Annotated in this window: 22 protein-coding genes; 6 read left to right on the top strand and 16 right to left on the bottom strand. The window is 67.0% G+C overall.

The window, feature by feature from the left end:
- Positions 1–91 precede the first annotated feature (91 nt).
- From BLW48_RS32780 to BLW48_RS32810, 7 genes are all read right to left on the bottom strand, one after another.
- Complete coding sequence (locus BLW48_RS32780; RefSeq protein WP_176928987.1) at positions 92–1,102, bottom strand: Bug family tripartite tricarboxylate transporter substrate binding protein; 1,011 nt, start codon at positions 1,100–1,102, stop codon at positions 92–94.
- A 125-nt stretch (positions 1,103–1,227) separates the two neighbouring features.
- On the bottom strand, positions 1,228–2,745 hold the full coding sequence (locus BLW48_RS32785; protein ID WP_093058687.1) for an AMP nucleosidase: 1,518 nt from the start codon (positions 2,743–2,745) through the stop codon (positions 1,228–1,230).
- 42 nt (positions 2,746–2,787) lie between these two features.
- A complete protein-coding gene (locus BLW48_RS32790) occupies positions 2,788–3,336 on the bottom strand; it encodes a TIGR00725 family protein (protein WP_093179804.1) in 549 nt (182 codons plus the stop codon).
- The gene (locus tag BLW48_RS32795; protein WP_093081013.1) at positions 3,287–4,108 is read right to left on the bottom strand and encodes an ABC transporter permease; all 822 of its coding nucleotides are present in this window, start codon (positions 4,106–4,108) and stop codon (positions 3,287–3,289) included. The genes BLW48_RS32790 and BLW48_RS32795 overlap by 50 nt, the downstream gene beginning before the upstream one ends.
- Positions 4,109–4,118: 10 nt before the next feature.
- The gene (locus tag BLW48_RS32800) at positions 4,119–5,207 is read right to left on the bottom strand and encodes an extracellular solute-binding protein (RefSeq protein ID WP_093179806.1); all 1,089 of its coding nucleotides are present in this window, start codon (positions 5,205–5,207) and stop codon (positions 4,119–4,121) included.
- A gap of 22 nt (positions 5,208–5,229) precedes the next feature.
- Positions 5,230–6,258 (bottom strand): ABC transporter ATP-binding protein, encoded by a 1,029-nt coding sequence (locus BLW48_RS32805; protein WP_093179808.1) that lies wholly within the window; start codon positions 6,256–6,258, stop codon positions 5,230–5,232.
- Entirely contained in the window at positions 6,255–7,040 is a 786-nt protein-coding gene (locus BLW48_RS32810; protein ID WP_093179810.1) for an ABC transporter permease, read from the bottom strand. The genes BLW48_RS32805 and BLW48_RS32810 overlap by 4 nt, the downstream gene beginning before the upstream one ends.
- 166 nt (positions 7,041–7,206) lie before the next feature.
- Here BLW48_RS32810 and BLW48_RS32815 point away from each other — a divergent pair, with 166 nt between their 5' ends.
- The 3 genes from BLW48_RS32815 (at position 7,207) to BLW48_RS32825 (ending at position 11,078) form a co-directional block, all read left to right on the top strand.
- Positions 7,207–8,121 carry a LysR substrate-binding domain-containing protein gene (locus BLW48_RS32815; protein ID WP_093179812.1) on the top strand — a complete coding sequence of 305 codons (915 nt, stop codon included), beginning with the start codon at positions 7,207–7,209 and terminating at the stop codon, positions 8,119–8,121.
- Positions 8,122–8,149: 28 nt separating this feature from the next.
- The gene (locus BLW48_RS32820; RefSeq protein WP_093179813.1) at positions 8,150–9,058 is read left to right on the top strand and encodes a ketopantoate reductase family protein; all 909 of its coding nucleotides are present in this window, start codon (positions 8,150–8,152) and stop codon (positions 9,056–9,058) included.
- 106 nt (positions 9,059–9,164) lie between these two features.
- Positions 9,165–11,078 (top strand): DUF3857 domain-containing transglutaminase family protein, encoded by a 1,914-nt coding sequence (locus BLW48_RS32825; protein WP_093179815.1) that lies wholly within the window; start codon positions 9,165–9,167, stop codon positions 11,076–11,078.
- Positions 11,079–11,132: 54 nt separating this feature from the next.
- Here BLW48_RS32825 and gorA read toward each other — a convergent pair whose 3' ends face one another.
- Both gorA and BLW48_RS32835 read right to left on the bottom strand, forming a co-directional pair.
- Positions 11,133–12,491: a glutathione-disulfide reductase gene (gene gorA / locus BLW48_RS32830; protein ID WP_093179816.1), complete on the bottom strand. Its 1,359-nt coding sequence runs from the start codon at positions 12,489–12,491 to the stop codon at positions 11,133–11,135.
- Between the two features lie 79 nt (positions 12,492–12,570).
- A complete protein-coding gene (locus tag BLW48_RS32835) occupies positions 12,571–14,538 on the bottom strand; it encodes a DUF6600 domain-containing protein (RefSeq protein ID WP_093179818.1) in 1,968 nt (655 codons plus the stop codon).
- Between the two features lie 139 nt (positions 14,539–14,677).
- On the opposite strand from BLW48_RS32835, the gene BLW48_RS32840 reads away from it, so the two are divergent.
- Entirely contained in the window at positions 14,678–16,729 is a 2,052-nt protein-coding gene (locus tag BLW48_RS32840) for a PEP/pyruvate-binding domain-containing protein (RefSeq protein ID WP_093179819.1), read from the top strand.
- Between the two features lie 48 nt (positions 16,730–16,777).
- On the opposite strand, the gene BLW48_RS32845 is transcribed toward BLW48_RS32840, so the two are convergent.
- From BLW48_RS32845 to BLW48_RS32855, 3 genes are all read right to left on the bottom strand, one after another.
- Positions 16,778–18,709: a TRAP transporter large permease gene (locus BLW48_RS32845; protein WP_093179821.1), complete on the bottom strand. Its 1,932-nt coding sequence runs from the start codon at positions 18,707–18,709 to the stop codon at positions 16,778–16,780.
- The gene (locus BLW48_RS32850) at positions 18,706–19,374 is read right to left on the bottom strand and encodes a TRAP transporter small permease subunit (protein ID WP_093179837.1); all 669 of its coding nucleotides are present in this window, start codon (positions 19,372–19,374) and stop codon (positions 18,706–18,708) included. Before BLW48_RS32850 ends, BLW48_RS32845 begins: the two co-directional genes overlap by 4 nt.
- Before the next feature lie 91 nt (positions 19,375–19,465).
- Complete coding sequence (locus BLW48_RS32855; protein WP_093058699.1) at positions 19,466–20,575, bottom strand: TRAP transporter substrate-binding protein; 1,110 nt, start codon at positions 20,573–20,575, stop codon at positions 19,466–19,468.
- A 220-nt stretch (positions 20,576–20,795) separates the two neighbouring features.
- On the opposite strand from BLW48_RS32855, the gene BLW48_RS32860 reads away from it, so the two are divergent.
- Positions 20,796–21,206, top strand: a complete 411-nt coding sequence (locus BLW48_RS32860; protein WP_093179823.1) for a rhodanese-like domain-containing protein — start codon at positions 20,796–20,798, stop codon at positions 21,204–21,206.
- A 320-nt stretch (positions 21,207–21,526) separates the two neighbouring features.
- On the opposite strand, the gene lysM is transcribed toward BLW48_RS32860, so the two are convergent.
- A complete protein-coding gene (gene lysM, locus BLW48_RS32865; protein ID WP_093058701.1) occupies positions 21,527–21,991 on the bottom strand; it encodes a peptidoglycan-binding protein LysM in 465 nt (154 codons plus the stop codon).
- A gap of 134 nt (positions 21,992–22,125) precedes the next feature.
- Here lysM and BLW48_RS32870 point away from each other — a divergent pair, with 134 nt between their 5' ends.
- Entirely contained in the window at positions 22,126–22,911 is a 786-nt protein-coding gene (locus BLW48_RS32870) for a type III pantothenate kinase (protein WP_093081040.1), read from the top strand.
- Between the two features lie 3 nt (positions 22,912–22,914).
- Here BLW48_RS32870 and BLW48_RS32875 read toward each other — a convergent pair whose 3' ends face one another.
- From BLW48_RS32875 to BLW48_RS32885, 3 genes are all read right to left on the bottom strand, one after another.
- Positions 22,915–24,243: a serine hydrolase domain-containing protein gene (locus tag BLW48_RS32875; RefSeq protein WP_093179839.1), complete on the bottom strand. Its 1,329-nt coding sequence runs from the start codon at positions 24,241–24,243 to the stop codon at positions 22,915–22,917.
- Between the two features lie 26 nt (positions 24,244–24,269).
- A complete protein-coding gene (locus tag BLW48_RS32880; protein WP_093179824.1) occupies positions 24,270–25,085 on the bottom strand; it encodes a crotonase/enoyl-CoA hydratase family protein in 816 nt (271 codons plus the stop codon).
- Between the two features lie 37 nt (positions 25,086–25,122).
- The coding region (locus tag BLW48_RS32885) for a 3-hydroxyacyl-CoA dehydrogenase family protein (protein WP_256331050.1) at positions 25,123–25,269 on the bottom strand (147 nt) is incomplete at its 5' end.

A 25,269-nucleotide genomic window follows, 5' to 3' on the forward strand; every position in this document is an offset into this window, starting at 1 on the left:
AGTTCCCTGTAAAAGTAACCGGATGATGTCCGAAAAACGTGTCAATCCCTTGCCTTCGTGGCCTAGGGAAAACCCGCAGGAGCGGGCGCTCTCAGGCTTTCAGCTTGAGCAGATAGATCAGCGGGCCGGCCATTGCGGTGTCGGTTTCGAGGAAATTCTCGAAATCCTTGCCCTCCATCCAGAAGGGGTCCCAGTTGTTCTGTTTGATGGCTTTTTGCCACACATCGGTGGCGGTGGCGCGCCGCACCACCGTCAGCAGCGCCGCCTTGCGGTACGGCGGCACCTTGCGGCCGGTGAGCACGCCGCGCCAGTTGGCAAGGTCGGCTTCCACGCCCTGCTCACGCACCGAGGCGATGCCCTGGAACGGCCGCTTCGACGACACGCCGATGGCGCGCAGCTTGCCGCTGGCCAGGCCCTCGCTGAACTCGCTGTAGCCGGAGATGCCGGCTGCGGCCTTGCCGGTTGCCAGCGCCTCGACCACTTCGGCGCCGCCGGGGTGCGCCTGGTAGACCAGCGACTGCGAAGCGTCGGCCACGCGCGCCAGCATGCCTGCATACATGTGGTCCACGCCGCCGGCCGAGCCGCCCGCGATGACGGTGTTGGCTGCATCGGCGCGCAGCTGTGCGATCAAATCTTTCGGCGTCTTGATGGGCGAATCGGCCTTCACCGCCACCACCTCGTAGTCGCTGGTGAGGCGGGCGATCGGCGCCATGTTGGCCATCGTCACGGCGGGCTTCTGCAGCGCGACCGCGCCGACCATGACCATGCCGCTCATCAGCAGGGTGTCGGGGTCGGCATCGTATTTCTCGACGTACTTCGCCAGGCCGATGGTGCCGCCCTTGCCGCCGATGTTCTCGTACACCACGCTGCCGACCGCGCCTGACGCCAGCATCGCGGCGCCGAGCGCGCGCCCGGTCTGGTCCCAGCCGCCGCCTTCGTTGGCGGGAATCACGATGCGCAGCTTGCTGCTCACGGGTGCGTCGGCGGCGGAGGCGGTGCGCGGCCACAGTGCGGCATGTCCTGCGCCGGCAGCTGCGGCCGAGGCCGCGATCCATGCAGAGAAGCTGCGGCGGGAGAGGGGAACGGAACGCGACTGGGTCATCTTCTTTCCGGTTGCTGTGGGGTAAACCGGATGATGTCCGCGAAACGGCGCAATCCCGCGCGGTGGCGGGCAGGACAAACCCTGAGGGCCCGACCTCTGTCGGGGCCCTCCAGAAGCCCTTCTTCTTACTGGAACGCCACCTCGGCAAAGCTGCGCAGCTTGCGGCTGTGCAGCCGCGTCGAGCCCTCTTCGCGCAGGATCTCGATGGCCCGCATGCCGATGCGCAGGTGCTGCTCCACGCGCTCGCGGTAGAAGTGGTTGGCCATGCCGGGCAGCTTGATCTCGCCGTGCAGCGGCTTGTCGCTCACGCACAGCAGGGTGCCGTAGGGCACGCGAAACCGGAAGCCGTTGGCCGCGATGGTCGCGCTTTCCATGTCGAGCGCCACCGCGCGGCTCTGGCTGAAGCGGCGCTGCGGCTGGTTGCCGGGCAGCAGTTCCCAATTGCGGTTGTCGGTGCTGGCCACGGTGCCGGTGCGCATGATCTTCTTCAGGTCGGGGCCCTCGTAGCGCGTGACGTCGGCCACGGCCTTCTCCAGCGCGAGCTGGATTTCCGACAGCGCCGGAATCGGCACCCACAGCGGCAGCTCTTCGTCGAGCACGTGGTCTTCGCGCACGTAGGCGTGGGCCAGCACGTAGTCGCCGAGCTGCTGCGTGTTGCGCAGGCCGGCGCAGTGGCCCAGCATCATCCACGCATGCGGGCGCAGCACCGCGACGTGGTCGGTGATGGTCTTGGCATTGGCCGGGCCGACGCCGATGTTGACCATGGTGGTGCCGCTGCAATCCTCGCGCACCAGGTGGTAGGCCGGCATCTGCGGCAGGCGCGGCGGGGCGGTGCCCTGGCTGCCGTCGAGCAGGTGGCCGTAGGTGGCGCTCGAACCTGCAGCAAGCCCGCGCCGGCGCGTGACCACGTTGCCGGGCTCGATGAAGGCGACGTACTCGCTGTTCTCGTCGGCCATGGCCTCGTGGCCCAGGCGCACGAACTCGTCGATGTAGAACTGGTAGTTGGTGAACAGCACGAAGTTCTGGAACCACTCGGGCGCAGTGCCCGAGTAGTGGCGCAGGCGGTGCAGCGAGTAGTCCACCCGCGCGGCCGTGAAGAGCGACAGCGGCTGCGCCTCGCCGTCGCGCGCCTCGTAGGTGCCGTTGGCGATGCCGTCGTCCATCACGCCCAGGTCGGGCAGGTCGAACACGTCGCGCATGAGGGCGCGGCGCTCGGCGCTCATGGTGCCTTCGATGTGGTCGTTCTCGGCAAAGGAGAAGTGGATCGGAATGGGCTGTGTGCTGGTGCCTACCTCGAGCTCGACCTGATGGTTTTCGAGCAGCAGGCGGAACTGGTCGAGGTAATAGCGCGAGAACAAATCGGGCCGCGTCAGCGTGGTCTCGTAGCGGCCCGGGCCGGCCACGAAGCCATAGCTCAGGCCGGCGTTGGCCGGCGGCGTGTGGCGCGAGACGGTGTGCGTGTGCACCCGCACGAAGGGGTAGCAGGCCCGCACCCGGCCCGGCAGCGCCTCGCCGGCAACGAAGCGCAGCATCGATTCGCGCAGATGGGCGAGGCCGCCCTGGTAGATGGCCTTGACCTGTTCGAGTGCAGCGGCGGCATCGGTGAAGCGGGCGGGAGCGACAAAGGTGGGCATGTAGGGCATGACGGCATTGTGCAATGCGCCCGCCGCTTCAGCCGGGGGGAGTCATGCCAGCAGGCAGGCGAGCACTTTCGTGAGCATGTCTTCTACGTCCGTGGCCTGCACCGCGCCCGGCAGCGCCACGTCGCCATGCATCACGAACACCGGCTTGCCCCACTTGAGCCCCAGCGCCATTTCCGACAGCGTGCCCATGTTGCCGCCGATGGCGACCAGGCACACGCCGCTGCGCGCGACGATGCCGTTGCGCATCTCGCCCATGCCCGTGGGGATGGCCACGCTGAGCCATTCGTTGGCGTTGCGGTCGTCGTCCTCGGGCAGGATGCCCACGACGATGCCGCCGGCCTCCACGGCTCCGCGCGAGGCCGCGGCCATCACGCCGCCGCGCCCGCCGCAGACCACGGACATGCCCGCGCCGGCCAGCGCATGCGCCACCGCGTGGGCGGCCTCGCATTCGGCCGGGCCGCCGTCGCCCGGGCCGATGATGGCCACCGGCTGGTGGTAGCGCTGCGGCCCCCGCTGCTTCTGCGCGAGGCGCGCCAGCGCCTCAGTGACCGGCGCCGACAGCACCACGCTCGCGCCTTCGCGTAAAGACATCGCCCACTCCCATCACGATCACACACACAACCATCAGCACCAGCGACAAGGCCGCCGCCACCGCGAAATCGGAACCGCCGTCGCCCACCTGCGCGAGCAGCATCAGCGGCAGGATGTTGAGCTGCGTGCCCACCAATGCCAGCGCCGTGCCGTAGGTACCCATCGCGATCGCGGCCACCATGCAGGCGTTCGACAGCACCGAGGGCATCACCTCGGGCACCACCGTGTCCCAGAAGGCACGCGCTTTTGAAGCGCCCAAGGTGCGCGCCGCCTGCGCCGGGCGCAGGTCGAGGTTGGCGAACACCGGGTACAGCGACAGCGCCACGCGCGGGATCAGGTAGTAGGCATAGGCGAAGCCCAGGCCCGACACGCTGTAGATCCAGCTGCCGATGGCGGCCGGGTCACCGCCGAGGCCCGCGAGCAGCTGCGTCACGAAGCCCGCGCGGCCGAAGGCCAGGATGAAGCCGTAGGCAATCACCAGCCCCGAGAAGGCCAGCGGCAAGCCCAGCAGGGTCATCATCCATTGGCGTCGGCCTTCGGGCTGGCGTGCCAGTTCGATGGCGATGCAGGTGCCCACCAGCGCCGAGATCGCGCCCGCCGCGAGGCCGAGGCCCAACGTATTGCGCAGCGCGCCCAGGAACAGCGGGTTGCCGAACAGCCGCCCGAAGGCGCTGCCGCCCTCGGCGAAGGCTTCGGGCAGCAGCGCCGCCAGCGGCACCGCGAAGAAAAGCGCCATGAAGGCCCATGCGGGCCAGGCGCCAAAGCGTCGCATCACGGCCTGCTTACTTGCCCAGCGCGGCCTGCGCCCAGAGCTTGTCGACTTCGGCCTTGCGCTCCGAGGCTTTCACCACGTCGAGCGGCTTGATCTGCGGCGCGGCCGGCATCTTGGCCGCCACGTCGGCACTCAGCGGCGTACCCGGCACGGCGGGCCGCACGAAGCCCTGCGCGAACAGCGACTGGCCCGCCTCGCTCATGATGAAGTTGAGCCACAACTTGCCGGCGTTCGGGTTCGGGCCGTTCTTCACGAGGCTGATGGCGTACGGTGCGGCCACGCTGGCTTCCTTGGGAATCACGACTTCCACCGCATCGCCCATGCCATCGACGTGCTTGGCCTTGAGGCCGTCGTTCTCGTAGCTGATCCACACCGGGATCTCGCCTTTCAGGAACTTGGCGTACGGCGTCGTGCCTTCCACGCGCAGCACATTGCCGGCCGAATGCAGCTTGCCGAGGTAGTCGGTGCCGGGCTGCACGTTGTCGACGCTTCCGCCGTTGGCGTAGGCCGCTGCAAAGGTCAGTACCTGGCCGATACCGGTGGAGCGCGGGTCAAGGTAAACCACCGTGCTCTTGAACTCCGGCTTGAGCAGATCGGCCCAGCCGGTGGGCACGGTCTTCACCAGCTTCTTGTTGACCAGGAAAGCGATGTTGAGCGTGTGGATGGTGAACCAGCGGCCCTCGGCCTCGCGGAACACGGGCGGCAGCTTGTCGAAGTTGACGGGCTTGAAGGGCGCGACCACGTCCTTCTTCGCGGCGTCGACGGCCGAGGCTGCGAAGTAGTAGGCGGTGTCGGCTTGCGGGCGGCGCTTGGTTTTTTCGAGCGCGACCACGGTGGCGGCGGAGCCGATGTCGTTGTAGGTCAGCTCGATCTCGGGGTAGCGCTTCTTGAAGTCGCGGAACAGCGACTTCCAGTTGGCCCATTCGGGGCCGGTGTCGAAGGAGACGCACAGGCCTTCCTTCTGAGCCTCGGCGTACAGCGCCTTCTCGCCTGCGTAGAGCTCGGGGCCGTCGAAGGCGAAGGCGGTGCGGGCCGCGAGGGTGGCCAATGACAGTGCGGGCAGTGCGCCGGCGGCCTGGATCAGATGTCTGCGTTGCATGGTGGCTCCTTGAAGGAAAGGGTCAGTGGTCAAGTAAACGAAGGTGTTCGGGCGCGATGGCGATGGCCTCGGCAGCGGGCAGGGACGATTCGGCAAGGAATGGCTTGGCCGCACCCGGCACCTCGAAGTCGTAGCGCGTGAGCGCACCCAGGTAGCGCTGCGCGCCGGTGCGGCCCGCGAGGCGGTTCACGGCGTCGGGCGCTGGGTCGGGCCGGATGTGTTCGGGGCGCACCAGCACGTGCAGCGCGGTGCCGAAGGGGCGGTGGCCGGTGTCGGCGAAGACTTCGGCAAAGCCCAGGTCCAGCCGGCCCGGCGACGCCACCTTCGCGGGCAGGATCGTCGAGAGCCCGACGAACTCGGCCACTGCGCGGCTCGCGGGGTTCTCGTAGATCTCGCGCGGCGTGGCGATCTGCAGCAGCCGGCCGTCTTTCAGCATGGCCACGCGGTCGGCCATCACCAGCGCTTCTTCCTGGTCGTGCGTGACCAGCAGCGTGGTGGCGTTGAAGCGTTGCTGTATCGAGCGGATCTGGTCGCGCAGATGGCCGCGCACGCTGGCGTCGAGGGCCGACAGGGGCTCGTCGAGCAGCAGGGCGCGCGGGTCGATGGCCAGCGCGCGGGCAAGGGCCACACGCTGCTGCTGCCCGCCCGAGAGCTGTGCCACGGCGCGCTGCGAGAAGTCGCCCAGCCCCACGATGTCGAGCAACTCCTGCGCGCGCTTGCGCCGCTCGGCCGTTGCCAGCTTGCGCAGCTTGAGCCCGTAGGCCACGTTGTCGAGCACGCTCAGGTGCGGAAAGAGCGCATAGCTCTGGAACACCATGCCGATGTGGCGCTGGTGCACCGGCGTGCGCGACATGTCTTCGCCGCCGAGCATGATGCGGCCGGTGTGGCCCGTCTCCAGGCCCGCCACCAGCTTCAGCAGCGTCGACTTGCCCGAGCCGCTCGGCCCGATCACCGCCACGAGCTCGCCCGTGCGTACGTCGAGCGACACGTCGTGCAGGCCGTGCGTGCTGCCGGGGTAGTTGTAGCTGACGTTGTCGAACAGAAGACTCATGTGCGCTGCTTTACAAGGGAAGAAGAAAGAAGCGCCGACGCACTGGCCAGCACAAGAAGGATCACCGTGGCCGCGCAGGCAAAGCCCGTGGCGCCGTAGAAGGCCTGCAGCAGCACCACCGGGTAGGTGCGGTTCTGGAAGCTCGTGAGCAGGTTCGACACGCCGAACTCGCCCACCGAAATGGCAGCGACCATCACCAGCCCGCTGATCAGGCTCTGCCGCAGGCTCGGCAGCACGATGCCGGTGAACTGCTGCCAGCCCGAGGCGCCGAGCGTGGCGGCCGCCTGTTCGAGCCGGCCGAGGTCGAGGTGGCGCAGGTCGGTGAGCAGCGTGTTGGTGAGGTAGGGCAAGGTGAGGATCGCGTGCGCCGCGATCAGCAGCGGCATCGAGCCCAGCCAGGGCGCGAGGTCGGTGTTGAACACGATCATGTAGCCGAAGGCCAGCGTAATGGCCGGCACCGCCACCGGTGTGGCGCTCACGATGCGCGCCGCGAGGCTGCCGCCGCTCCGCGCGCCGTGATACAGCGCATAGGCCAGCGGCAGCGCCAGCACGGTGTTGATGGCGCAGGCAGCCATTGCCACCACGAGGCTGCTCACGAAGGCCTTGCGAAAGGAGGTGTCGAGCCAGAGGTCGACATACCACTGCCCCGTGATGCCCGTGGGCAGCAGCGTGTTGGTCCAGTTGCCGCCCACGCTGCCTACCAGCAGCAGGGCGATGGGCAGCAGCAGGTACAGGCCGTAGATGAGCGAGATGCCGCGGATCAAGGTTGTCTCCAATGTCATGGACACCCGGCATACTTTCCGGATGCGCTACTGTCCGCGCCGAGCATGCCGCCGCGTTGCCTCGAATTCTAGGAACCGCATGCGTACTTATGGGTGAAAGTTGGATGACGACACTTGAGCAATCGGAAAGCGTTTTTCATGCAGCTTTCACGAAGCGGAGCCATGCATGAAGCGCGACTGCCCCACCATCCAGGAGCTGCTGGCCTTCGACGCCGTGGCGCGCCACCAGAGCATCACGCTGGCGGCCGGCGCCCTGTGCATCACCGTGAGCGCTGTCAGCAAGCAGATCGCGGGGCTTGAGGCCTTCCTCGGCCGCGAGCTGTTGCAAAAGAATGGGCGTGGCGTGCAACTTACGCCGCAGGGGCGCGTGTACTGGCAGAAGATCTCGGGCGGCCTGCGCGCCATAGAAACCGCGACTTTCGAGGCGCGCTCGGGCGACGCGGGCGCCGGGCTGCTCACGCTGGCGAGCGTGCCCACCTTCCTTACCAAGTGGCTGATTCCGCGTCTGCCCGCCTTCAGCCAGAAGAGCCGCCACGTGATGCTGAGCTTCAGCCGCCACCTGGAGCCGAGCGACGGCATTCCGGCGGGCGTGGACGCCGCGATCCGATACGGCCCCGACGGCTGGCCCGGCGTGGTGTCCGAATACATCGCGGGGCGCGAGTTCGTGCTGATCGTGGCGCGCTCGCTGGTCGAGGGGCGGCACCGCATCGCGCAGCCCGCCGACATCGTCGGCCACACGCTGCTGCATCACGAAGGCGCGCCCAGCGCCTGGCGCCAATGGGCCGCGCAGCACGGCGTGCCCGAAGTGCAGATCGTGGCCGGCCCGCGCTTCGCGCAGTATTCGGCGCTGATACAGGCGGCGCTCAATGGGTTGGGCATCGGCCTCGTGCCGAAGCTGCTGGTGCAGGAAGAACTCGCCGAAGGCTCGCTGCTGAGCCCCTGCGGCACGCCGGTGAGCGTGAACCAGGGTCACTACCTCTGCTATCGGCCCGACCGGCTCGACCTGCCGGCCTTCGCGGCGTTTCGCGAATGGCTGCTGGACGAGGGGCTGAAATCGCGCGGCGTGGAGACCGAGGCATGATCGCCGCGACAACCAAGGAATCGAACCGATGAAAGTCGCAGTCATGGGCGCCGGCGCAGTCGGCTGCTACTACGGAGCCATGCTGGCGCGTGCCGGGCATGAGGTGGTGCTGGTCGGTCGGCCTTCGCACGTGGAGGCCGTCAACGCCGAGGGGCTCCGGCTGGAGACCAAGGCCTTCGACGAATTCGTGAAGGTGGCTGCGAGCACCGAAGCCGATGCGGTGCAGGGCGCAGACCTCGTGCTGTTCTGCGTGAAGTCGACCGACAGCGAAGCGGCCGCCGCGCAGATCAAGCCGCATCTCGCGCCCGGTGCTCTGGTGCTCACCTTGCAGAACGGCGTCGACAACGACGAGCGCGTGCGCTCGGTGCTGCCGGCGAACGAGGTTGCCGCGGCGGTCGTCTACGTGGCGACCGAGATGGCGGGGCCGGGCCATGTGAAGCACCACGGGCGCGGCGAACTGGTGATCGCGCCCTCGCGCATGAGTGAGCAGGTCGCGCAGCAACTCGTTGCCGCCGGCGTGCCCACGCAGATCTCGGGCAACGTGCGCGGCTCGCTGTGGGCCAAGCTGATCCTCAACTGCGCCTACAACGCGCTCTCGGCCGTCACGCAGCTGCCCTACGGCGTGCTCGTGAAGGGCACAGGCGTGACCGACATGATTCGCGACGTGGTGGCCGAGTGCCTCGCCGTTGCGAAGGCCGAAGGCGTCGAAGTGCCCGGCGATACCGACGCCGCCGTGCGCGGCATCGCGCAGAGCATGCCCTCGCAGTATTCGTCGACCGCGCAAGACCTCGCGCGCGGCAAGCTCAGCGAGATCGACCACCTCAACGGGCTGGTCGTACGGCGCGGCGAGGCGCTGGGCGTGCCCACGCCGGCCAACCGCGTGCTGTTCGTGATGGTGAAGCTGCTCGAGGGCAAGCAGCAGGCGGTTGGGTTCTAGCGTCCAGGCAAGGCGACTTCTCGTATCATTTTGAAACGCGCCTGATGCGGCGCGATACGACGAGGTCTGTTACCTCGTTTCCATAAAAGAAGCGCTGGAGGAAATCATGTTCGAACGGATGCAACGGGCCCTTGCGCGGCCCTGGGGTGCGTTTTACCTGCTCGCCGCCCTGGCGAGTACTTCGGTGGTCCAGGCTGCCGAGTCGCAGCAGGCTCACGTCATTTCAAAGCAGTGGTACGCGGACTACGAGGTGGCGTCTGACGGTCGAGCCACGACGACCTACACATCGGCGAACCAGATTCTTCACGCGAGTGCGCTGGAAGACATGAAGTCCGCGACCTTCTCGTACAGCACGAGCATCCAGAAGGGCGAGATCCTGGAGGCCTATACGTTGAAGGCCGATGGGCGGCGTATCACGGCGCCGCCGACCAACTACCAGACCGAGGTCAACAACGGACGTGACGGGGCAAAGCCGCTCTTCTCTGACTACACACGTCTTTCGGTGGTGTTCCCGGACGTGGCCGTGGGCGACACGGTCGGCGTGAAATATCGGATCGCGGACAAGGAACCGATCTTTCCGGGGGCCTTCTCGGTCGTCCAGTCCTTCTCGCCTTTCAGCGTCTATGAAGACGCCCGCATCACGGTCCGGTTCGCCAAGGCGCTCGACCTGAAGTTCGAAAGCCACAACCTGCAGGAAGAAGCTGCCAGCGAGGACAGCGGCCTCCAGGTGCGTACATGGCGCTATCGCAATCCTTCGCCGCGGACGTACGACGAGGCCGATGAAGGAATCTGGCGCTTGGAGGAATTCCCGGTGTTGATGGTGAGCACCTTTCCGAGCTACGAGTCGATCGCCAAGGCCTACGGCGACCGCGCGTTGCCCAAGGCCGAACCCGATGCCCGCGTGACCGCATTGGCGAAGTCCATCGTGGGCGACCAGTCCGATCCGCTCACGCGTGCCCGACTGCTGTACGAGTGGGTCTCCCGCAACATCACCTACGGGGGCAATTGCATCGGCGTAGGCGCGGTCGTGCCGCGAGACACCGATACGGTGCTCGACAACAAGATGGGAGATTGCAAGGACCACGCCACACTGCTGCAGGCACTATGGCGCGCCGCCGACATCCGGGGCGAACAGGTGTTGATCAATGCGGGTAGCCAACTCGATCTGCCGGCCATACCCGTCGTGTCCATGGTCAACCATGTCATCAACTATCTGCCCGACTGGAAGATCTACCTGGACGCCACGGCCAAGGAGATTCCCTTCGGCTACCTGCCAAGTGGCTCGCATGGCAAGCCCGTCCTCCACGTGGGCGCGGCCACGGCGCTGGCGACGATTCCACCCTCGGCCCCCGACCGGGCGCAGCAGCATGTGCGGACCAGGCTGCGCATCAGCGCGGACGGTAGCGCGACGGGCGATGTCCAAGTCAGCTTCAAGGGAGCACGAGCCGCGCAATGGCGCACTTACATGCGCGACCTCAAGGCGACCACGGTTCGCGACTTCGTTCGACGCACGCTGTCGGCCTCCGGCTTCAAGGGCAAGGGCGAACTCGATCGCGGCGACTTGTCTGAAGCCAAGGCCCTGGCGGACGAGTATTCGTTCGGTCTCACCTTCGAGATAGACAACTATCTGCAAGCCGGCACCTCAGGGGCCTTCCGGCTGACACCCGTTGTCAGCCTGCCGTTGTCCGTTTCCCGTTTTGCATTCAAGGGCGACCAGGCTCCTGTCACGCGGCGCCACTACTGCGAGGGATTCAAGACCGACGAAAGCTATGACATCGAACTGGCACCCGGCGTGAGTTTTGCCCAGTTGCCAGAATCGATGACGAAGCGCGGGCGATATCTTGAGTTTGCGAGCAGCTACAAGCGTACGAAAACCGGTGTGCGCGTCGTGCGCGAGGTGTTCGACAAGACGCCGGAAGGAATCTGCACTCCGGACTTCATGAACGGGTGGCAAGCCGAAGTCGAACCCATTGCGCAGAACCTGAAGTCGCAGATCTTCTACAAGCGAAAGTCACGCTGAGGCCTCCGAGACGCCTTCCAAAAAGGTCGAAAACTTTGCGCTTCCCCTGACCGCCTAGCCGGGCATCGGCTCGCGCATCGTCACGAATTCTTCAGCGGCCGTCGGGTGAATGCCCACGGTGCTGTCGAAGATCGCTTTCGTCGCACCCGCACGCATCGCCACCGCAAAGCCCTGCACCACTTCGCCCGCGTCCGCGCCCACCATGTGCAGGCCCACCACGCGGTCGCTCGCCTTGTCCACGATCAGCTTCATGAATGTGCGCTCGCTGCGGCCCGACAGCGTGTGGCGCAGCGACTTGAATTCGCTCGAGAACACCGTCACCTCGCCGAACTTCGCACGCGCGTCGAGTTCGCTGTAGCCGCAGGTGCCGATGTTCGGGTGCGTGAACACGGCAGTGGGAATGAATTCGTAGTCGAGCCGACGCTTGCCTTTGCCGAAGAGCTCGTCGACCACCACCATCGCCTCGGCCAGTGCCACCGGCGTGAGCTGCACGCGCGTGGACACGTCGCCCACCGCGTAGATCGACGGCACCGAGCTGCGGTAGTGCGCATCGACCGCGATCGCGCCGCGCTCGTCGAGCTTCACGCCCGCTGCTTCGAGGCCGAGCCCCTGCGTGTTGGGCACGCGGCCGGTGGCAAAGAGCACCGTGTCGGCCTCGATCTGCTGGCCGCGCGCCAGCGTGACCGTGAGTCCGTGCGGTCCGCGCGTGACCGAGGCGGCTTCGCAGTTCAGCCGGATGTCGACACCGGCCTTGCCCATCTCGTTCGCCAGGAACTGCCGCACGTCGTCGTCGAAGCCGGTGAGCAGGTGCGCGCGGCGGTGCAGCTGCGTGACCTTGGAACCCAGCCCGTTGAAGATCGATGCGAATTCACAGGCAATGTAGCCGCCGCCCACCACCAGCAGGCGCTTGGGGAACGGGTCGAGGTCGAACATCGCGTCGGAGGTCACGATGTGCTCGCGGCCTGGAATGTCGGGCACGAAGGGCGTGCCGCCGGTGGCCACCAGCAGGTGGCGCGCGGTGTGGCGCCGGCCGTCGATTTCCACCGTGTGGGCATCGACCAGCTGCGCCCATCCGGTGACGAGCGTGACGCCCGAGTTCTTCAGCAGCGAGGCATAGATGCCGTTGAGCCGCGTGATCTCTTTTGCGCGCTGCGCCTTCAGGTGCGCCCAGTCGAACTGCGGCGCCCCGTGCAGCTTCCAGCCGTAACCCGCGGCTTCCTCGAAAGACTCGGCATAGCCGGCCGCATAGCTGTAGAGCTTTTTCGGAATGCAGCCCACGTTGACGCAGGTGCCGCCGAGTTCGGCGGCCTCGGCGATGGCGACGCGGGCACCGGTGTGCGCCGCCATGCGAGCGGCGCGAACGCCCCCGCTGCCGCCGCCGATGACGAAGAGATCGAAGTCGAATGTGGGCATGAAAGGCTTGCTCCTTGGCCGCCGACTGTAGCGGCGGGGCGAAGGCAGCGCTTTCAGCGGGGCTTGCGGTGGGGCGTTCTCAGCGCGAGTCCGGCGAGGTCCAGAGCTTGCGCGGATCGTCGCTGCGCTGGCCTTGCGGCTGCGGTTGGGGTGCGATGCCGCGCTGCTGCTGGAGCGCGCGCAGCTGGGCCTCCTGCGCCTGGCGCATTGCGTTCTGCTGGGCCTGCTGTTGGGCCTGCACCTGCTGCTGCGCCTGCGCGGCGCGCAACTGCATTTCCTGTTGCTGGCGGAGCATCTGTTGCTGGGCCAAGGCCTGCTGCTGGGCCGCGCGCTGTTGCTGGAGCTGCATCTGCTGCATTTGCTGTTGTTGAAGCAACTGTTGCTGCTGCTGGGCTTGCGCCTGGGCGGCGCGCTGCTGCATTTCCTGCTGTTGACGCAGCGCCTGTTGCTGCTGGACCTGCAGTTGTTGTTGCTGCTGTTGCTGTTGCCAGCGCTCCTGCTCGCCGCGCTGGCGCCAGTCTTGTTGCGCCCGCCAATCCTGCTGTTGGCGCCATTCCTGTTGCTGACGCCCGCCCTGCTGGCGCTGCCATTCCATCTGCTGTTGTTGCTGCTGTTGTTGAATCTGTGCGGCCTGCGCCGCGCGCTGCTGCATCAACTGCTGCTGTTGCGCCTGCTGGAACTGGACCTGCTGCTGCTGCCGCGCCATCAGCGCCGCCGCCGGCGGCATCACCGCGGCGGGCCGGCCGAAGCCGCCGCCGAAGCCGTTGATGGCGATGCCCGGCGTGGGCGCCACCGGCCCGCGCGAGAAGCGGTCGTCCGGCATCCGCACCAGGTCACGCCGCCCGAAGCTGCCGCGGCCGAAACGGTCGGCGGGCAGCACGGTCACGGCGCCCGGCATCTGCTGGTTGGCATAGAAGTCGTTGCGGGCCTGCCGGTTGTAGATGGCCATGCGGTTCACCTGGTCCACATAGCGCTGGCTCGCGTGGTAGCCGGGGCGCCATTGCTCGCCCGGGGCCAGCGGGAACCAGCCCACGCCGTTGCGGCCGTTGCCGATCTGCACGCCAGCATTGGCACCGCCGCCCACGAAGCCCACCAGCGCGGGCGAATACACCGGCCGCCCGTTCGGACGCCCCGGCACCCAGCCCCAGCGCGGACCCACGCGAGCCCAACGGCCGTAGTGGAAGGGCGCGAAGCCCCACGGCGCGGCGTCGACCCAGGTCAGCCCCCAAGGCGCGACATTGACCCACTGGCCGTCACGGTACGGCGCCCAGTCGGCATCGACGTTGCGCGGGAACCAGACGTCGCCATACGTGGCGTCGCTTTGCCAGTCGCCGTAGTTGTCGAGCTGCTGGTAGCCGACCACCTCGCGCGACACATAGCGCGCGGAGACCGACTGGTCTTCGAGGCGGTTGCGCTCGGCCACCCAGGCTTCAAAGCCGCCGGTCTGCTGCGGCACCCCGCCCACGGCCGAAAGGTCGCGGCCCGACACGGTGAGCTGCTGCCGCGCGCCCAGCGATTGAGATTGGCCGTTGTCGCCGTAGAGCGTGACGCGGCCCGAGGCCACGGCCACCCAGGTGGTGCCGGCGGCTGGATCGGATGCGATGCGGTATTCGCCCGGCTCGTCGATCACCACCGCGAGGTTGCCGGTGTCGACCTCGACGCGCTGGCCTGCCAGCTCGTCGCGCACGCGCAGCTGGAGGTTGCCCTGGTTCGAGGTGATGCGCGCCGTGTCGTCGTCGAGTTCGGAGAACTCCACATGCGTCTGCCCGTCGAGCCGCAGTGCCGCCGAGCCGATGTACAGCTCGGCCCGCGCGTTGCGGTCGGTCCAGAGGCGGTCGCCGGTGGTGAGGGGGCGGTTGGGCTGCGCGTCGTACCAGCTGTCTTCGCCGGCAGGCGCGAAGCTCACCGTGCCCTGCTGGAAGTTGAGGCGGGCGACGCGGCCCGGCGGGTCTTGCTGCGCGCTGGCCGCGAGGCCGACGCACAGCAGCGCCAGGCCGAGCAGCCATCGGCGCGGGGCGGAAAGCATGGAAAGGGCGGGTTGGCTCATGGCGTTGTTCTCTGATCCTCGGGACGATGCGAAAGCGCTGTGTTTGTAACGCGCGAGAATCCGCTGCCGCTGTCACCGCCTGCCCACTGCTTGGTGAAGCGCGCGTGCAATCGGCAACCGGCTGTAAGGAGGGATACCCATGAAAAACCAGAAAAACGCATGCCCCACGGGCGTCGCGCGCTCCCGAAACAATAGCGTGACTGCGCTGTGCCTGGTGGCTGCGGCAACCCTTGCGGCCATTCCCGCGACCGCCATTGCCCAGCTGGCGCGCAAGCCGTCTTACTACCAGCAGCAGAACCAGCCGCAGCCCGAAGGCCCGGCCGCGCAGCTCGTGCCGCGCCCTTCAGTGCCGTCGTCGCTGCCCGTGCTGCGCAGCCAGGGCGACTTCGACCAGATGGCGCGCGTCTATGACGCCGGCACGCCCATGCAGCTCGCGCACGTTCTGTTCGCCATCGACCGGCAGTCCAGGCCGGCGCGCATGTACTACATCGACACGCCGCGCTACCAGCTGCACGTGCGCTTCCTGCGCGACACCCGGCTGGTGCCGAGCACCGCCAAGCGCGAGATCGACCGCAACTACCTCGTGCCCGACCGCCGCTTCCTGTTCGGCACGCTGAGCTGGCAGCAGAACATCGGCACCTTCACCTACGAATTCTGGGAAGGCGACCGGCTCACCGCGCCGCTGCTGCGGCAGGCCGACGCGCAGGTCAAGGCCAGTTTCTTCGCGCCGGTGAAGTTCAAGACCAACTCCACGCTGCACGAACGCGTGGCGAAGGAAGCCGGCATCGACTCCGTGAGCCAGGAGGCGCTGATCCGCGAGCAGCCCTTTCTGCCGATGAACCTGGGCACCGCCACCGGCCGCGTGCGCATCGTGGATGATGAATCGGGCATCAACGCGCTGCTGCCCGACGACATCGCCGTGCTGCGCCAGGTGCCGATCAGCCTGCCGCCGGTGGCGGGCGTGCTGACCGAGCGGCCCTCGACTGCGCTCTCGCACGTCAACCTGCTGGCCAAGGGCTGGGGCATTCCGAACGCCTATGTGCGCGACTCCGCCACGGTGCTGAAGGCGCACGCGGGCCAATGGGTCGCGTTGAAGGTGGCTGCCTCGGGCTACCAGGTGCGCCGCCTCACGCCTGAAGAGATCGTGGCGCTGCCACCGCGCGCCGTGCGCACAGCGTCCACCGGCGCCACGCCCGGCAGCGCGCGCGCCATCAAGCCCGACCTGCGCGAAACCCGCCTGCTGCCGCTGGCGTCACTGCGTGCGCGCAACAACGCGCAGTGCGGCACCAAGGCCGCGAACCTCGGCGCCATGCTGGCCGCGCACATTCCGGGCACCTCGGTGCCCGACGGCTTCTGCGTTCCGTTCGCGCACTACGACCGCTTCATGCGCGCCAACGGCCTGGCCGAGCGCATCGCGCGCATGCAGCGGCAACCCGGCTTCGCAAGCGATCCGAAGCTGCGCCAGAAGGCGCTGGCGCAGTTGCGCGACGAGATCGTGCAATGGCCCGTCGATGCCGCCACCGCGGCGGCATGGCGTGCCGCGTGGCAGTCGCAGCTGGGCGGTGGCGGCGTGTTCGTGCGCAGCTCGTCCAACTCCGAAGACCTACCCGGCTTCAGCGGCGCGGGGCTCTACACCACGGTGCCCAACGTCAAGACCGGCGACGCGCTCGAAGTTGCGGTGAAGAAGGTCTGGGCCTCGGTCTTCAATCCCGAGGCCTGGGAAGCCCGCAGCGCCGCGGGTTTCGGCGCAGAGTCGGTGCTGATGGGCGTGTTCGTGCAGACCGCCATCGACTCGACCAACGCCGGCGTGATGATCACGCGCGACCCCTTCGACGCGGGGCATCCGCACGTCACCTACATCTCGGCCAAGCGCGGCATCGGCATCCGTGTGGTCGAGGGGCAGCGCGTGGCGGAGCAGGTGATGTATTCGAGCTGGTCGAAGGCTATCCAGGTGCTGAGCCGCTCGGCCGAGGAAACCTCGCTGCAGCTCGACAAGGAGGGCGGGGTGAAAGAGGTGCCGGTGGAAGCCGGGCGCAACGTACTGACTGATGAACTGGTGGTGCGCCTGGCGAACGTGGGCGCTGCGGTGAAGCGCACCTTCAACGCGGTCGATCAGGACATCGAGTGGGCCACCGTGGGCGACCGTATCGTGCTGCTGCAGGCACGGCCGTATGTGGAGCGGCGGCGCTGAGCCAGCGTCGCGCAGGCTCTGGTCGCCGCCGCCCACCGGCGTCGGCCTTCAACCGTACAGATACTGCGGCAGCCAAAGCGTCAACCCCGGCCAGATGTACATGAACACCATGCACAGGATCACGATCAGCATGTACGGCATCATCCCCGCGAAGATCTGGTTGATCGTCACGTGCGGTGGCGACACTCCCTTCAGGTAGAAGGCCGACATCGCCACCGGCGGCGAGAGGAATGCCGCCTGCAGGTTCACGAACACCAGCACGCCGAACAGCAGCGGGTCGATCTGGAAGTGCGCGAGCAGCGGCAGGAAGATGGGCACGAAGATCACGATGATCTCGGTCCACTCCAGCGGCCAGCCCAGCACGAAGATGATCGCCTGCGACAGCAGCAGAAACTGCAGCGGGGTGAGGTTCATGCCCATCACCCACTCTTCGATGATGCGCTGGCCGCCCAGCAGCGCGAACACCGCCGAGAACAGCGCCGAGCCCACGAACAGCCAGCAGACCATCGACGTGGTCTTGAGCGTGAGAAACACCGCCTCCTTGGTCTTCTTGAAGTCGAGCGTGCCGGCTTGCCAGGCCATGAGAAAGGCGCCGGCCGCACCGACCGCGGCCGATTCGGTGGCGGTGGTAATGCCGAACAAGATCACGCCCAGCACCACCAGCGTCAGCGTGGCCAGCGGCATCACCGACGACACCAGCATGCGCAGGATCTCGAATTGCTCCGCGTCCATGCGCCAGTAGTACCAGGCGAGCAGTGCAAGCGTGAAGAGGCTGGCCAGCAGGAAGCCTGTGTAGAAGGCTTCGGGCACTGCGGCGGTCTTCGGTGCATCGATGGCTTCGCCTAGTTGTTGCAGGCCACCTTCCGCAGCAGGCGGCGCTGAAGGGGCCTCGCTGCCGGGTGGTTCCTCTACGCCGCCGGGAGGCTCCTGCAGGCCGCCTTCCGATGCAGACTCTTTCGGCTCGTCGGACGTGGGGGGCTCGGCGAGCCCGGTACCGGAGGCCTCGGGCGATGCCGCAGCGGCCGGGGCTTCGGCCTTCTGTGTCGCCTGTTGCTCCGCGACCGTCGGTGCGTTGTTGTCCTTCTGCGAGTAGATCGTCACGTACCACCACACCGAGCCCAGCGTCGCAACTGCGAGCGCCAGCGGCACCAGCGCATTCAGCAGGCTGCGCAGCAGCAGCCACCAGGTGATGCGCACGCCTTCCGCCGCGCCGCGCATGGCACGCGTGGGCGACACCACGGCCGCGAACAGCGCCGGCAGCATGCGCGGCGAATAGCTGGCCGCAATGTGCGCAACCCACGGCGTGACCGGCGCGCGCTGCTGGTCTGGCGGCAGCTTGGGCGCCACCTTCGGCTGCAGCAGCGCCCAGCCGATCACGTAGAGCAGGTAGAGAAATGCGAGGAAGAAGCCCGGGAACATGGCAGCCGCATAGAGCTTGACCACCGACTGCCCGGCCACCGCCGCGTACACGATGATCATCACCGAGGGCGGAATGAGAATGCCGAGCGTGCCGCCCGCGGTGATCACGCCAGCCGCGAGCCGCGTGTCGTAGCCCGCGTTGAGCATCGGCCGCATCGCGATCACGCCCATCAGCACCACCACCGCGCCGACCAGGCCGCTGGCGATGCCCCAGAAGGTGCAGACGATCAGCGTGGTCACCGCCAGCGAACCCGGCACGCGGCGGAACGCGAGCTGCACGCTGTGGAACATCTTGTCCACCAGCGCGCCGCGCTCCATCACGTAGCCCATCAGCACGAACAGCGGTATCGAGAGCAGCGTCTCGTTGGTCATGGCGCCGAAGGCGCGCTGCACCATCAGGTCGAAGACCTTGTTGTCGAGCCAGGGCGAGGCGGGGTCGTAGAAGGCGATGAAGCCGAAGAACATGCCCAGCCCCATCAGCGTGAACGCCGTGGGAAAGCCGAGCATGATCACGACCACGATCAGCCCAAGCATCAGGAGGCCGAGTGCGGGTTCGCTCATGTCGCACCTCCAGTCGTGTCGCTCTTGCGCTGCTGCGCGGCCTGCTCGATGGCCTTGGCCTTGTCGATCACCTCGCGCTTGTCGGCTTCATCGACGTAGCTGCTGCCGGCGAGCTGCTCGCCGACCACGTCCATTTCTTCCGCGTCCTTCAGGCGCGGCGTCCACACGCCGGTCTTCAGGCACAGCGCGCAGCGCACCATCTCGGCGATGCCCTGCAGCAGCAGCACCGCGCCGGCCACGGGAATCACGAACTTGAACGGGTACACCGGGATCGGGTCGGCGTTGAAGGTCTGCTCATGCATTGCCAGCGATTCGCCGAAGTAGGTCCAGCCCGACCAGGTGAGCGCCACCACGCCGGGCAGGAAGAAGAGCGCGAACAGCACGAGATCGAGCGCGGCCTGCGTGCGCGGCTTCATGCTGCCGTAGAAGAAGTCGCCGCGCACATGGCCGGCCTGTGAGAGCGTGTAGGCGCCGCCCATCATGAAGAGCGTGCCGTAGAGCATGTTGTTGGCGTCGAAGATCCAGGCGGTGGGCGCGTTGAGCGCATAGCGCTTGAACACCTCGCCGCACACCAGCAGCATCAGCGCCACGATGAGCCACGAGAAGGTCTTGCCCACGACCATGCTGAACCGGTCGACGGTATGAAGAAAGCGTTGGATGGTCATGAAGGCACTGGAAAACAGCAAAGCACGCATCGGAAAGCCAGCCATCCGGAGCGTTCCGTATGGCCGGCGCGAACTGTCACCGAGAGATTCTTCAGGCCTTCTTTTTACTGAAGTAGTGGTTGTAGGCCATCTTGAAATCGACGCCGTAGTCGTTCTGCCACTGCAGCGCACGCTCTGCGAACACGCGCTGCGACTCCAGCACCTTCTTGAACAGCGGGTTCTCCTCAGCCTTCTTCGCCACGGTCTTGTCCCAGGCCGCGAGCTGCGCGCGCAGCACTGCGTCAGGCGTCTTGTAGAACTTGATGCCGGCCTTCTTCATGTCGGCATAGTCCTGCGAGTTGCGCTGCACCGCCTTCCAGCTCATGTCGGCGCTCGCGGCCTGCACCGCGTAGTCGATGATCGAGCGCAGCTCCTGCGACAGCGCGCTGTACTTGCCCTTGTTGAACAGCACCTCGAACTGCTCGCCCGACTGGTGGAAGCTCTGCAGCATGCAGTTCTTCACCACGTCGGGGAAGCCCAGCGTGCGGTCGCTCGACGCGTTGTTGAACTCGGCCGCGTCGATCAGCCCGCGGTCCAGCGCGGGCACGATCTCGCCGCCGGGCAGCGGGTTTACCGCCGTGCCCATCTCGGTGAACATGTCGACCGCCAGCCCGACGGTGCGAAACTTCAGGCCCTTCATGTCCTCGACCTTGGCCACCGGCTTCTTGAACCAGCCCAGCGGCTGCGTGGGCATCGGGCCGTAGAGGTACGACACCACTTCCATGTTCAGGCTCTTGTAGATCTCGTCGAGCAGCGCCTTGCCGCCGCCGTAGTTGTGCCAGGCCAGCACGGTGTTGGCATCCATGCCGAAGCCCGGGCCCGAGCCCCACAGCGCGAGCGCCGAGTTCTTTCCGTAGTGGTAGGCCACCACGCCATGGCCGCCGTCGAGCGTGCCCTTGTTCACCGCCTCCAGCAGCTGGAAGGCGGGCACCACGGCGCCCGAGGGCAGCACTTCGATCTTGAGGCGCCCGCCAGCCATGTCATTGACCTTCTTGGCGAAGTCGTTGGCGTACTCGTGGAAGATGTCCTTGGCGGGCCAGGTGCTCTGGAAGCGCAAGGATGTGGTCTGGGCCACGCTGACCATCGGCACCGACATGGCGCCTGCGGCCACGGCTGCACCCTTGAGGAGGTTGCGGCGGCGGGGTGATTTGCTGTCTGTCATGTTGTCTCTCTCCAAACAAGTTCTGATGACGAAGAAACCCTGCCCGCCCCTTGGAGTTATGTTTGGCAGGTCCAAGCCGCATCTTTGGCGCGCAGGAAAACGTGACAAACAGGGTTTTCACGAACTGGTGAAAAATTCCACCATCCGGCGAGGGCGTCGGGCAACGTAAAGACGGCCGCTGCCTGGGAAGTAACCCTATTCATTTGAAGGACGCAGAGAAATGACTGAACCAGTTGGGGAAAAAGGCTATGCCGGCGACGTGACGCCCGAGCAGGCCGCGCAATGGATGGCCAGCGGCGAGGCCGTGCTGGTCGACGTGCGCACCGACGCCGAACGCGAATGGGTCGGCTACGTGCCCGGCGCCGTGCCTCTGGCTTGGAAGCAATGGCCGGGCATGGCGATGAACGTCGCGTTCGACGACGGCATCCGCGCCGCCGCCGAAGGCAAGAAGAAGCTGGTGCTGCTGTGCCGCAGTGGCGTGCGTTCCATCTCCGCCGCCAAGCGCGCGACGGAGCTGGGTGTTGAGGCCTACAACATCCTTGAAGGCTTCGAGGGGAACCCGGATGAGAACGGCCACCGCGGGCAGATTGGCGGCTGGCGCAAGCGTGGGCTGCCCTGGAAGCAGAACTAGGGATTCCTGTTCGGGGCGCGCTCACGCCGACGGGGTACCTTGCTCCGCGAATGTCCCCCGGCCTTCGGCCTCCTCCTTTATTTCGCTGCGCAAGGCACCCCATCGGCGTGAGCGTTCAGAGCACTGGTTGATCGGCCAGCACCGCAGCCGCGCCCATGTGCGAATGGCACCGGGTGCTCCCCGTAGCGAAATAAAGGAGGAGCCGAAGGCGGGGGACATTCGCGGAGGGGAGTACCCGGTGTCATTCGCACGCACCCCGGAAAGAAACAAAAAAGGCCCACCGAAATCGGTAGGCCTTTTGCCGATCGAAGAACGAAAGATCAGCTCAGCGCAGGAATGCGCAACTTCTGCCCCGGATAGATCTTGTCCGGGTGCGTCAGCATCGGCTTGTTGGCCTCGAAGATCGCGTTGTATTTGTTGGCATCGCCGTAGTACTTCTTCGAGATGGCCGACAGCGTGTCGCCCCTCACCACGTCGTGGTACTGCGCGGGCGGCGCGGCCGGAGCCACGAGGTTGTTCTCGACGCTGGTCACGTTCGCCACGTTGCCCGCGGCCAGCGAAGCTTTCTCGCTGGCTTCCTGCGAGGGCGCCTGGCCGGCAAGAGTGACAACGCCGCTGCTGGCGGTGTAGGTAACCTCGAGGCCCGTTAGGCCCAGGTTCTGCGTCTCGATGTAGGTCTTGATGGCGGCTGCCGCAGCCGCATTGGCGTCGGGCGTGGCGGCCTGCGCCGACGATCCGCCGAACAGTTTCTCGCCCGCCTCCTTGATGAAACTCAGCAATCCCATGGCTTTCTCCTTGTGCGGTGGTGGATGGAATTGGCGAATGTAGCGGCGGAACACCGAGGGCCGGCGTAGGCCCACGCCGCGTGTGTCAGCGACGCGCCAGCAGGAATAGACACAAAGTCGCAATAATCCCGCGCATGTCATCCCCCTTCCTCGCCATCGACATCGGCAACACCCGCCTCAAATGGGCGCTCTACGACTCGGCCCGCCCCGGCGCCGCGTTGCAGGCGCAGGGCGCCGAATTCCTCGACCACATCGAACGGCTGGCCGACGGCCCCTGGGCCGACCTGCCTTCGCCCGGCTCCATGCTGGGCTGCGTGGTGGCCGGCGACGCGGTGCGGCGGCGCGCCGAAGAACAGATCGTCGAGCGCTTCGACTGCACTCCCCGCTGGGTGATGCCCAGCGCTGGCGAGGCCGGCATCGTCAACGGCTACGACCATCCCACGCGCCTGGGCGCCGACCGCTTCGTGGCGATGATCGGCGCGCGCCACCGCATGCTGGCCGAGAGACCCGGGCAGCCGCCGCGGCCGATGGTGGTGGTGCTGATCGGCACGGCCGTGACCGTCGAGGCGATCGACACCGAAGGCAAGTTCCTCGGCGGCCTGATCCTGCCGGGCCACGGCATCATGCTGCGCGCGCTGGAGTCGGGCACGGCGGGGCTGCACGTGCCCACCGGCGAGGTGCGCGAATTTCCCACCAACACCAGCGACGCGCTCACCAGCGGCGGCACCTATGCCATTGCCGGCGCGGTCGAGCGCATGGTGCAGCACGTGCGCTCGCACTGCGGCATGGAGCCGGCCTGCTACATGACCGGCGGCGCGGGCTGGAAGATGGCACCCGTCATGAACGGGCACTTCGAACTGGTCGAGAGCCTGATCATGGACGGCCTCCTGGTCATTGCCCGCGAGCGGGCCGCCGCCTGAGGCTCAGGGGCGCATCAGCGCCTCGGCCATCGCCTGGAACGCGGGCAGCGTCAGCGGATCGTTCGCGCCGTTGGCCGCCACCGGGTGCGCCGCATAGCGCACGATCACCATCTCGGCCTTCGGGTCCACATAGATGCTCTGGCCGTGGATGCCGCGTGCCATGAACGCACCGTGCGGGTTGTGCGACACCCACCACATGTCGCGGTACGACCAGCCCTTGAGCAGCGGATAGCCGGCCTTCACGAACTTCGCCGGGTCGCCGCCGCGCTGGATGTCTTCCACCACCGCCTTCGGAATCGCTTGCTGCCCGTTGGGTGCACGGCCGCCGTTGCGCATGGTCTCGCCGAAGCGCGCGAGGTCGCGCAGCACGGTGTTGAAGCCACCGCCGCCCGACTCGGTGCCGATGCGGTCGACCATGAAGTAGGCGTCCTGCTCGGCGCCGATGCGGCGCCAGATCTTCTCGCTCAGCAGATCGGCCAGCGACTGGTTGCTGGCGCGGCGCACGATCCAGGCCAGCACCTCGGCGTTGACGGTCTTGTAGGCGAACGCGTCACCGTGCTCGCCTTCCTTCTTCAGCGTGACCAGGAATTCGTAGAACGACTTGGGGCCGGTGTAGTTCTGGCCCTGGGTGAGCATGCCGCCGGCACGGGCGTAGTCCCAGATCTCGGCCTTGGGGTCGGCGTAGTTCTCGGAGTAATGCACGCCCACGGTCATGTCCATCACCTGGCGCACGGTGGCGTCGCCGTAGGCGGTGTCCTTGAGCTCAGGGATGTACTTGGTGACGGGCGCGGCCGGGTCCAGCTTGCCCTCGTCCGCGAGGATGGCCGCCAGCGTGCCCACGAAGGACTTGGTGACCGACATCGCGATGTGCGGGCGCTCGGCCGTGAGCGCGCCGAAGTACTTCTCGTAGACCACCTTGCCGCGGTGCAGCACCAGGATGCCGTCGGTGTAGGTGCCGGAGATCATCTGGGCGAAGTTGAGCGTTTGCTCACCGCCCAGCGGTTTGAACGTGACTGCCTCGATGTCGAAGCGCGGCGTTGCCGCCGGCAGCGGGCTGGCCGCGCCGCTGCCGCGCCACACGTTGGCGGTGGGCACCGTCTCGCGCACGTGCGAGAAGCTCCAGCGCGTGCGCGGAAACACGCCACCGGCCGGGTTGTCGAAGGTGATGAGCTTGTCGGGCGCGGGCGGGAAGCCCTTCATCCAGCCCAGCGCATCGACCGAGGTGGCCGCGGGGTCTGGCAGCGCGGGGGGCGTGGGCGTCTGGGCGGAGGTTGTGTTCACGGCGAGCAGGGTGAAGGCGGCGGCAAGCGCCGTGCGAATGAAGAGGGACATGTTGTTGTTCTGGATGAAGAAGGGGATCAACGGCCGCTGAACCGCGCCGGGCGGCGCTCGATGAAGGAGCGCACACCCTCGGCGGCATCCTCGCTGTTCGACAGGCGCTTCTGCGTCTCGATGAACTCCGACACCGCTGCCAGCGGCCCCTGCTCGACCGCCTTGATCACATTGAGCCGCGTGGCCACCACCGCCAGCGGCGCCTGGGCTGCGATGCGCTGCGCAATGGCCAGCGCCGCATCGAGCTCCTGCCCGGCCGGCACCACCTTCTGCACGAAGTTGAGGCGATAGGCCTCGGCGCTGTCGAACTCGTCCGCCGTGAGCAGATGCAGCATCGCGTTGCCCACGCCCGCGCGCTCGGCCATGCGCAGCGTGGCGCCGCCCGTGGCCATGATGCCGCGCTGCACTTCCATCTGCGAGAAGCGGCAGTTGTCGGCCGCCACCACGATGTCGGCGCCCAGCATCAGCTCGATGCCCACCGTGAAGCAGATGCCCTTCACCGCAATCACCATCGGCTTGGTGCGGCGGCGGTAGTCGGGCAGGCCGAAGTCGTGCGGCTCCACCATGCCGGCCGGAATGGCCTTCTCGCCGCGCTTCATGTACTCGGTGACCGCCGGCAGGTCGAGGCCCGCCGTGAAGTGGTCGCCGAAGGCATGCAGCACGCCCACGCGCAGGTTCGGGTCGTCGTCGAGCCGGGTGTAGGCCTCGGCCAGCTGCTTGAACATCGGCGGCGTCCAGCCGTTGCGCTTGGCGGGGCGGTTGATGCCGATCAGCAGCACGTGGTCGAGCACCTGGGTGTCGATGCAGCCTTCTGCCGGTGGGGTGGTGGGGGTCGCAGTCATCGGTCTTGTCTCCGTGTTGTTGTTATGGCTGCGCGGCTCAGTACGTGTACACGCCGCGGCCGGTCTTGCGGCCGAGCTGGCCGGCTGCCACCATTTCCTTCAGCAGCGGGCAGGGGCGGTACTTGGAATCGCCGAACTGCTCCAGGTACACCTCCATCACGGCCAGGCACACGTCCAGGCCGAT

Origin of the sequence: Variovorax sp. YR266 (genome assembly GCF_900107295.1) — a bacterium.
Lineage (GTDB): Bacteria > Pseudomonadota > Gammaproteobacteria > Burkholderiales > Burkholderiaceae_C > Variovorax.

What these genes read in the sequence shown, in the direction of transcription:
- BLW48_RS32780 (WP_176928987.1), bottom strand. Translation starts at nt 1,102, where the DNA reads ATGACCCAGTCGCGTTCCGTTCCCCTCTCCCGCCGCAGCTTCTCTGCA.
- BLW48_RS32785 (WP_093058687.1), bottom strand. Translation starts at nt 2,745, where the DNA reads ATGCCCTACATGCCCACCTTTGTCGCTCCCGCCCGCTTCACCGATGCC.
- BLW48_RS32790 (WP_093179804.1), bottom strand. Translation starts at nt 3,336, where the DNA reads ATGTCTTTACGCGAAGGCGCGAGCGTGGTGCTGTCGGCGCCGGTCACT.
- BLW48_RS32795 (WP_093081013.1), bottom strand. Translation starts at nt 4,108, where the DNA reads ATGCGACGCTTTGGCGCCTGGCCCGCATGGGCCTTCATGGCGCTTTTC.
- BLW48_RS32800 (WP_093179806.1), bottom strand. Translation starts at nt 5,207, where the DNA reads ATGCAACGCAGACATCTGATCCAGGCCGCCGGCGCACTGCCCGCACTG.
- BLW48_RS32805 (WP_093179808.1), bottom strand. Translation starts at nt 6,258, where the DNA reads ATGAGTCTTCTGTTCGACAACGTCAGCTACAACTACCCCGGCAGCACG.
- BLW48_RS32810 (WP_093179810.1), bottom strand. Translation starts at nt 7,040, where the DNA reads ATGACATTGGAGACAACCTTGATCCGCGGCATCTCGCTCATCTACGGC.
- BLW48_RS32815 (WP_093179812.1), top strand. Translation starts at nt 7,207, where the DNA reads ATGAAGCGCGACTGCCCCACCATCCAGGAGCTGCTGGCCTTCGACGCC.
- BLW48_RS32820 (WP_093179813.1), top strand. Translation starts at nt 8,150, where the DNA reads ATGAAAGTCGCAGTCATGGGCGCCGGCGCAGTCGGCTGCTACTACGGA.
- BLW48_RS32825 (WP_093179815.1), top strand. Translation starts at nt 9,165, where the DNA reads ATGTTCGAACGGATGCAACGGGCCCTTGCGCGGCCCTGGGGTGCGTTT.
- gorA (WP_093179816.1), bottom strand. Translation starts at nt 12,491, where the DNA reads ATGCCCACATTCGACTTCGATCTCTTCGTCATCGGCGGCGGCAGCGGG.
- BLW48_RS32835 (WP_093179818.1), bottom strand. Translation starts at nt 14,538, where the DNA reads ATGAGCCAACCCGCCCTTTCCATGCTTTCCGCCCCGCGCCGATGGCTG.
- BLW48_RS32840 (WP_093179819.1), top strand. Translation starts at nt 14,678, where the DNA reads ATGAAAAACCAGAAAAACGCATGCCCCACGGGCGTCGCGCGCTCCCGA.
- BLW48_RS32845 (WP_093179821.1), bottom strand. Translation starts at nt 18,709, where the DNA reads ATGAGCGAACCCGCACTCGGCCTCCTGATGCTTGGGCTGATCGTGGTC.
- BLW48_RS32850 (WP_093179837.1), bottom strand. Translation starts at nt 19,374, where the DNA reads ATGACCATCCAACGCTTTCTTCATACCGTCGACCGGTTCAGCATGGTC.
- BLW48_RS32855 (WP_093058699.1), bottom strand. Translation starts at nt 20,575, where the DNA reads ATGACAGACAGCAAATCACCCCGCCGCCGCAACCTCCTCAAGGGTGCA.
- BLW48_RS32860 (WP_093179823.1), top strand. Translation starts at nt 20,796, where the DNA reads ATGACTGAACCAGTTGGGGAAAAAGGCTATGCCGGCGACGTGACGCCC.
- lysM (WP_093058701.1), bottom strand. Translation starts at nt 21,991, where the DNA reads ATGGGATTGCTGAGTTTCATCAAGGAGGCGGGCGAGAAACTGTTCGGC.
- BLW48_RS32870 (WP_093081040.1), top strand. Translation starts at nt 22,126, where the DNA reads ATGTCATCCCCCTTCCTCGCCATCGACATCGGCAACACCCGCCTCAAA.
- BLW48_RS32875 (WP_093179839.1), bottom strand. Translation starts at nt 24,243, where the DNA reads ATGTCCCTCTTCATTCGCACGGCGCTTGCCGCCGCCTTCACCCTGCTC.
- BLW48_RS32880 (WP_093179824.1), bottom strand. Translation starts at nt 25,085, where the DNA reads ATGACTGCGACCCCCACCACCCCACCGGCAGAAGGCTGCATCGACACC.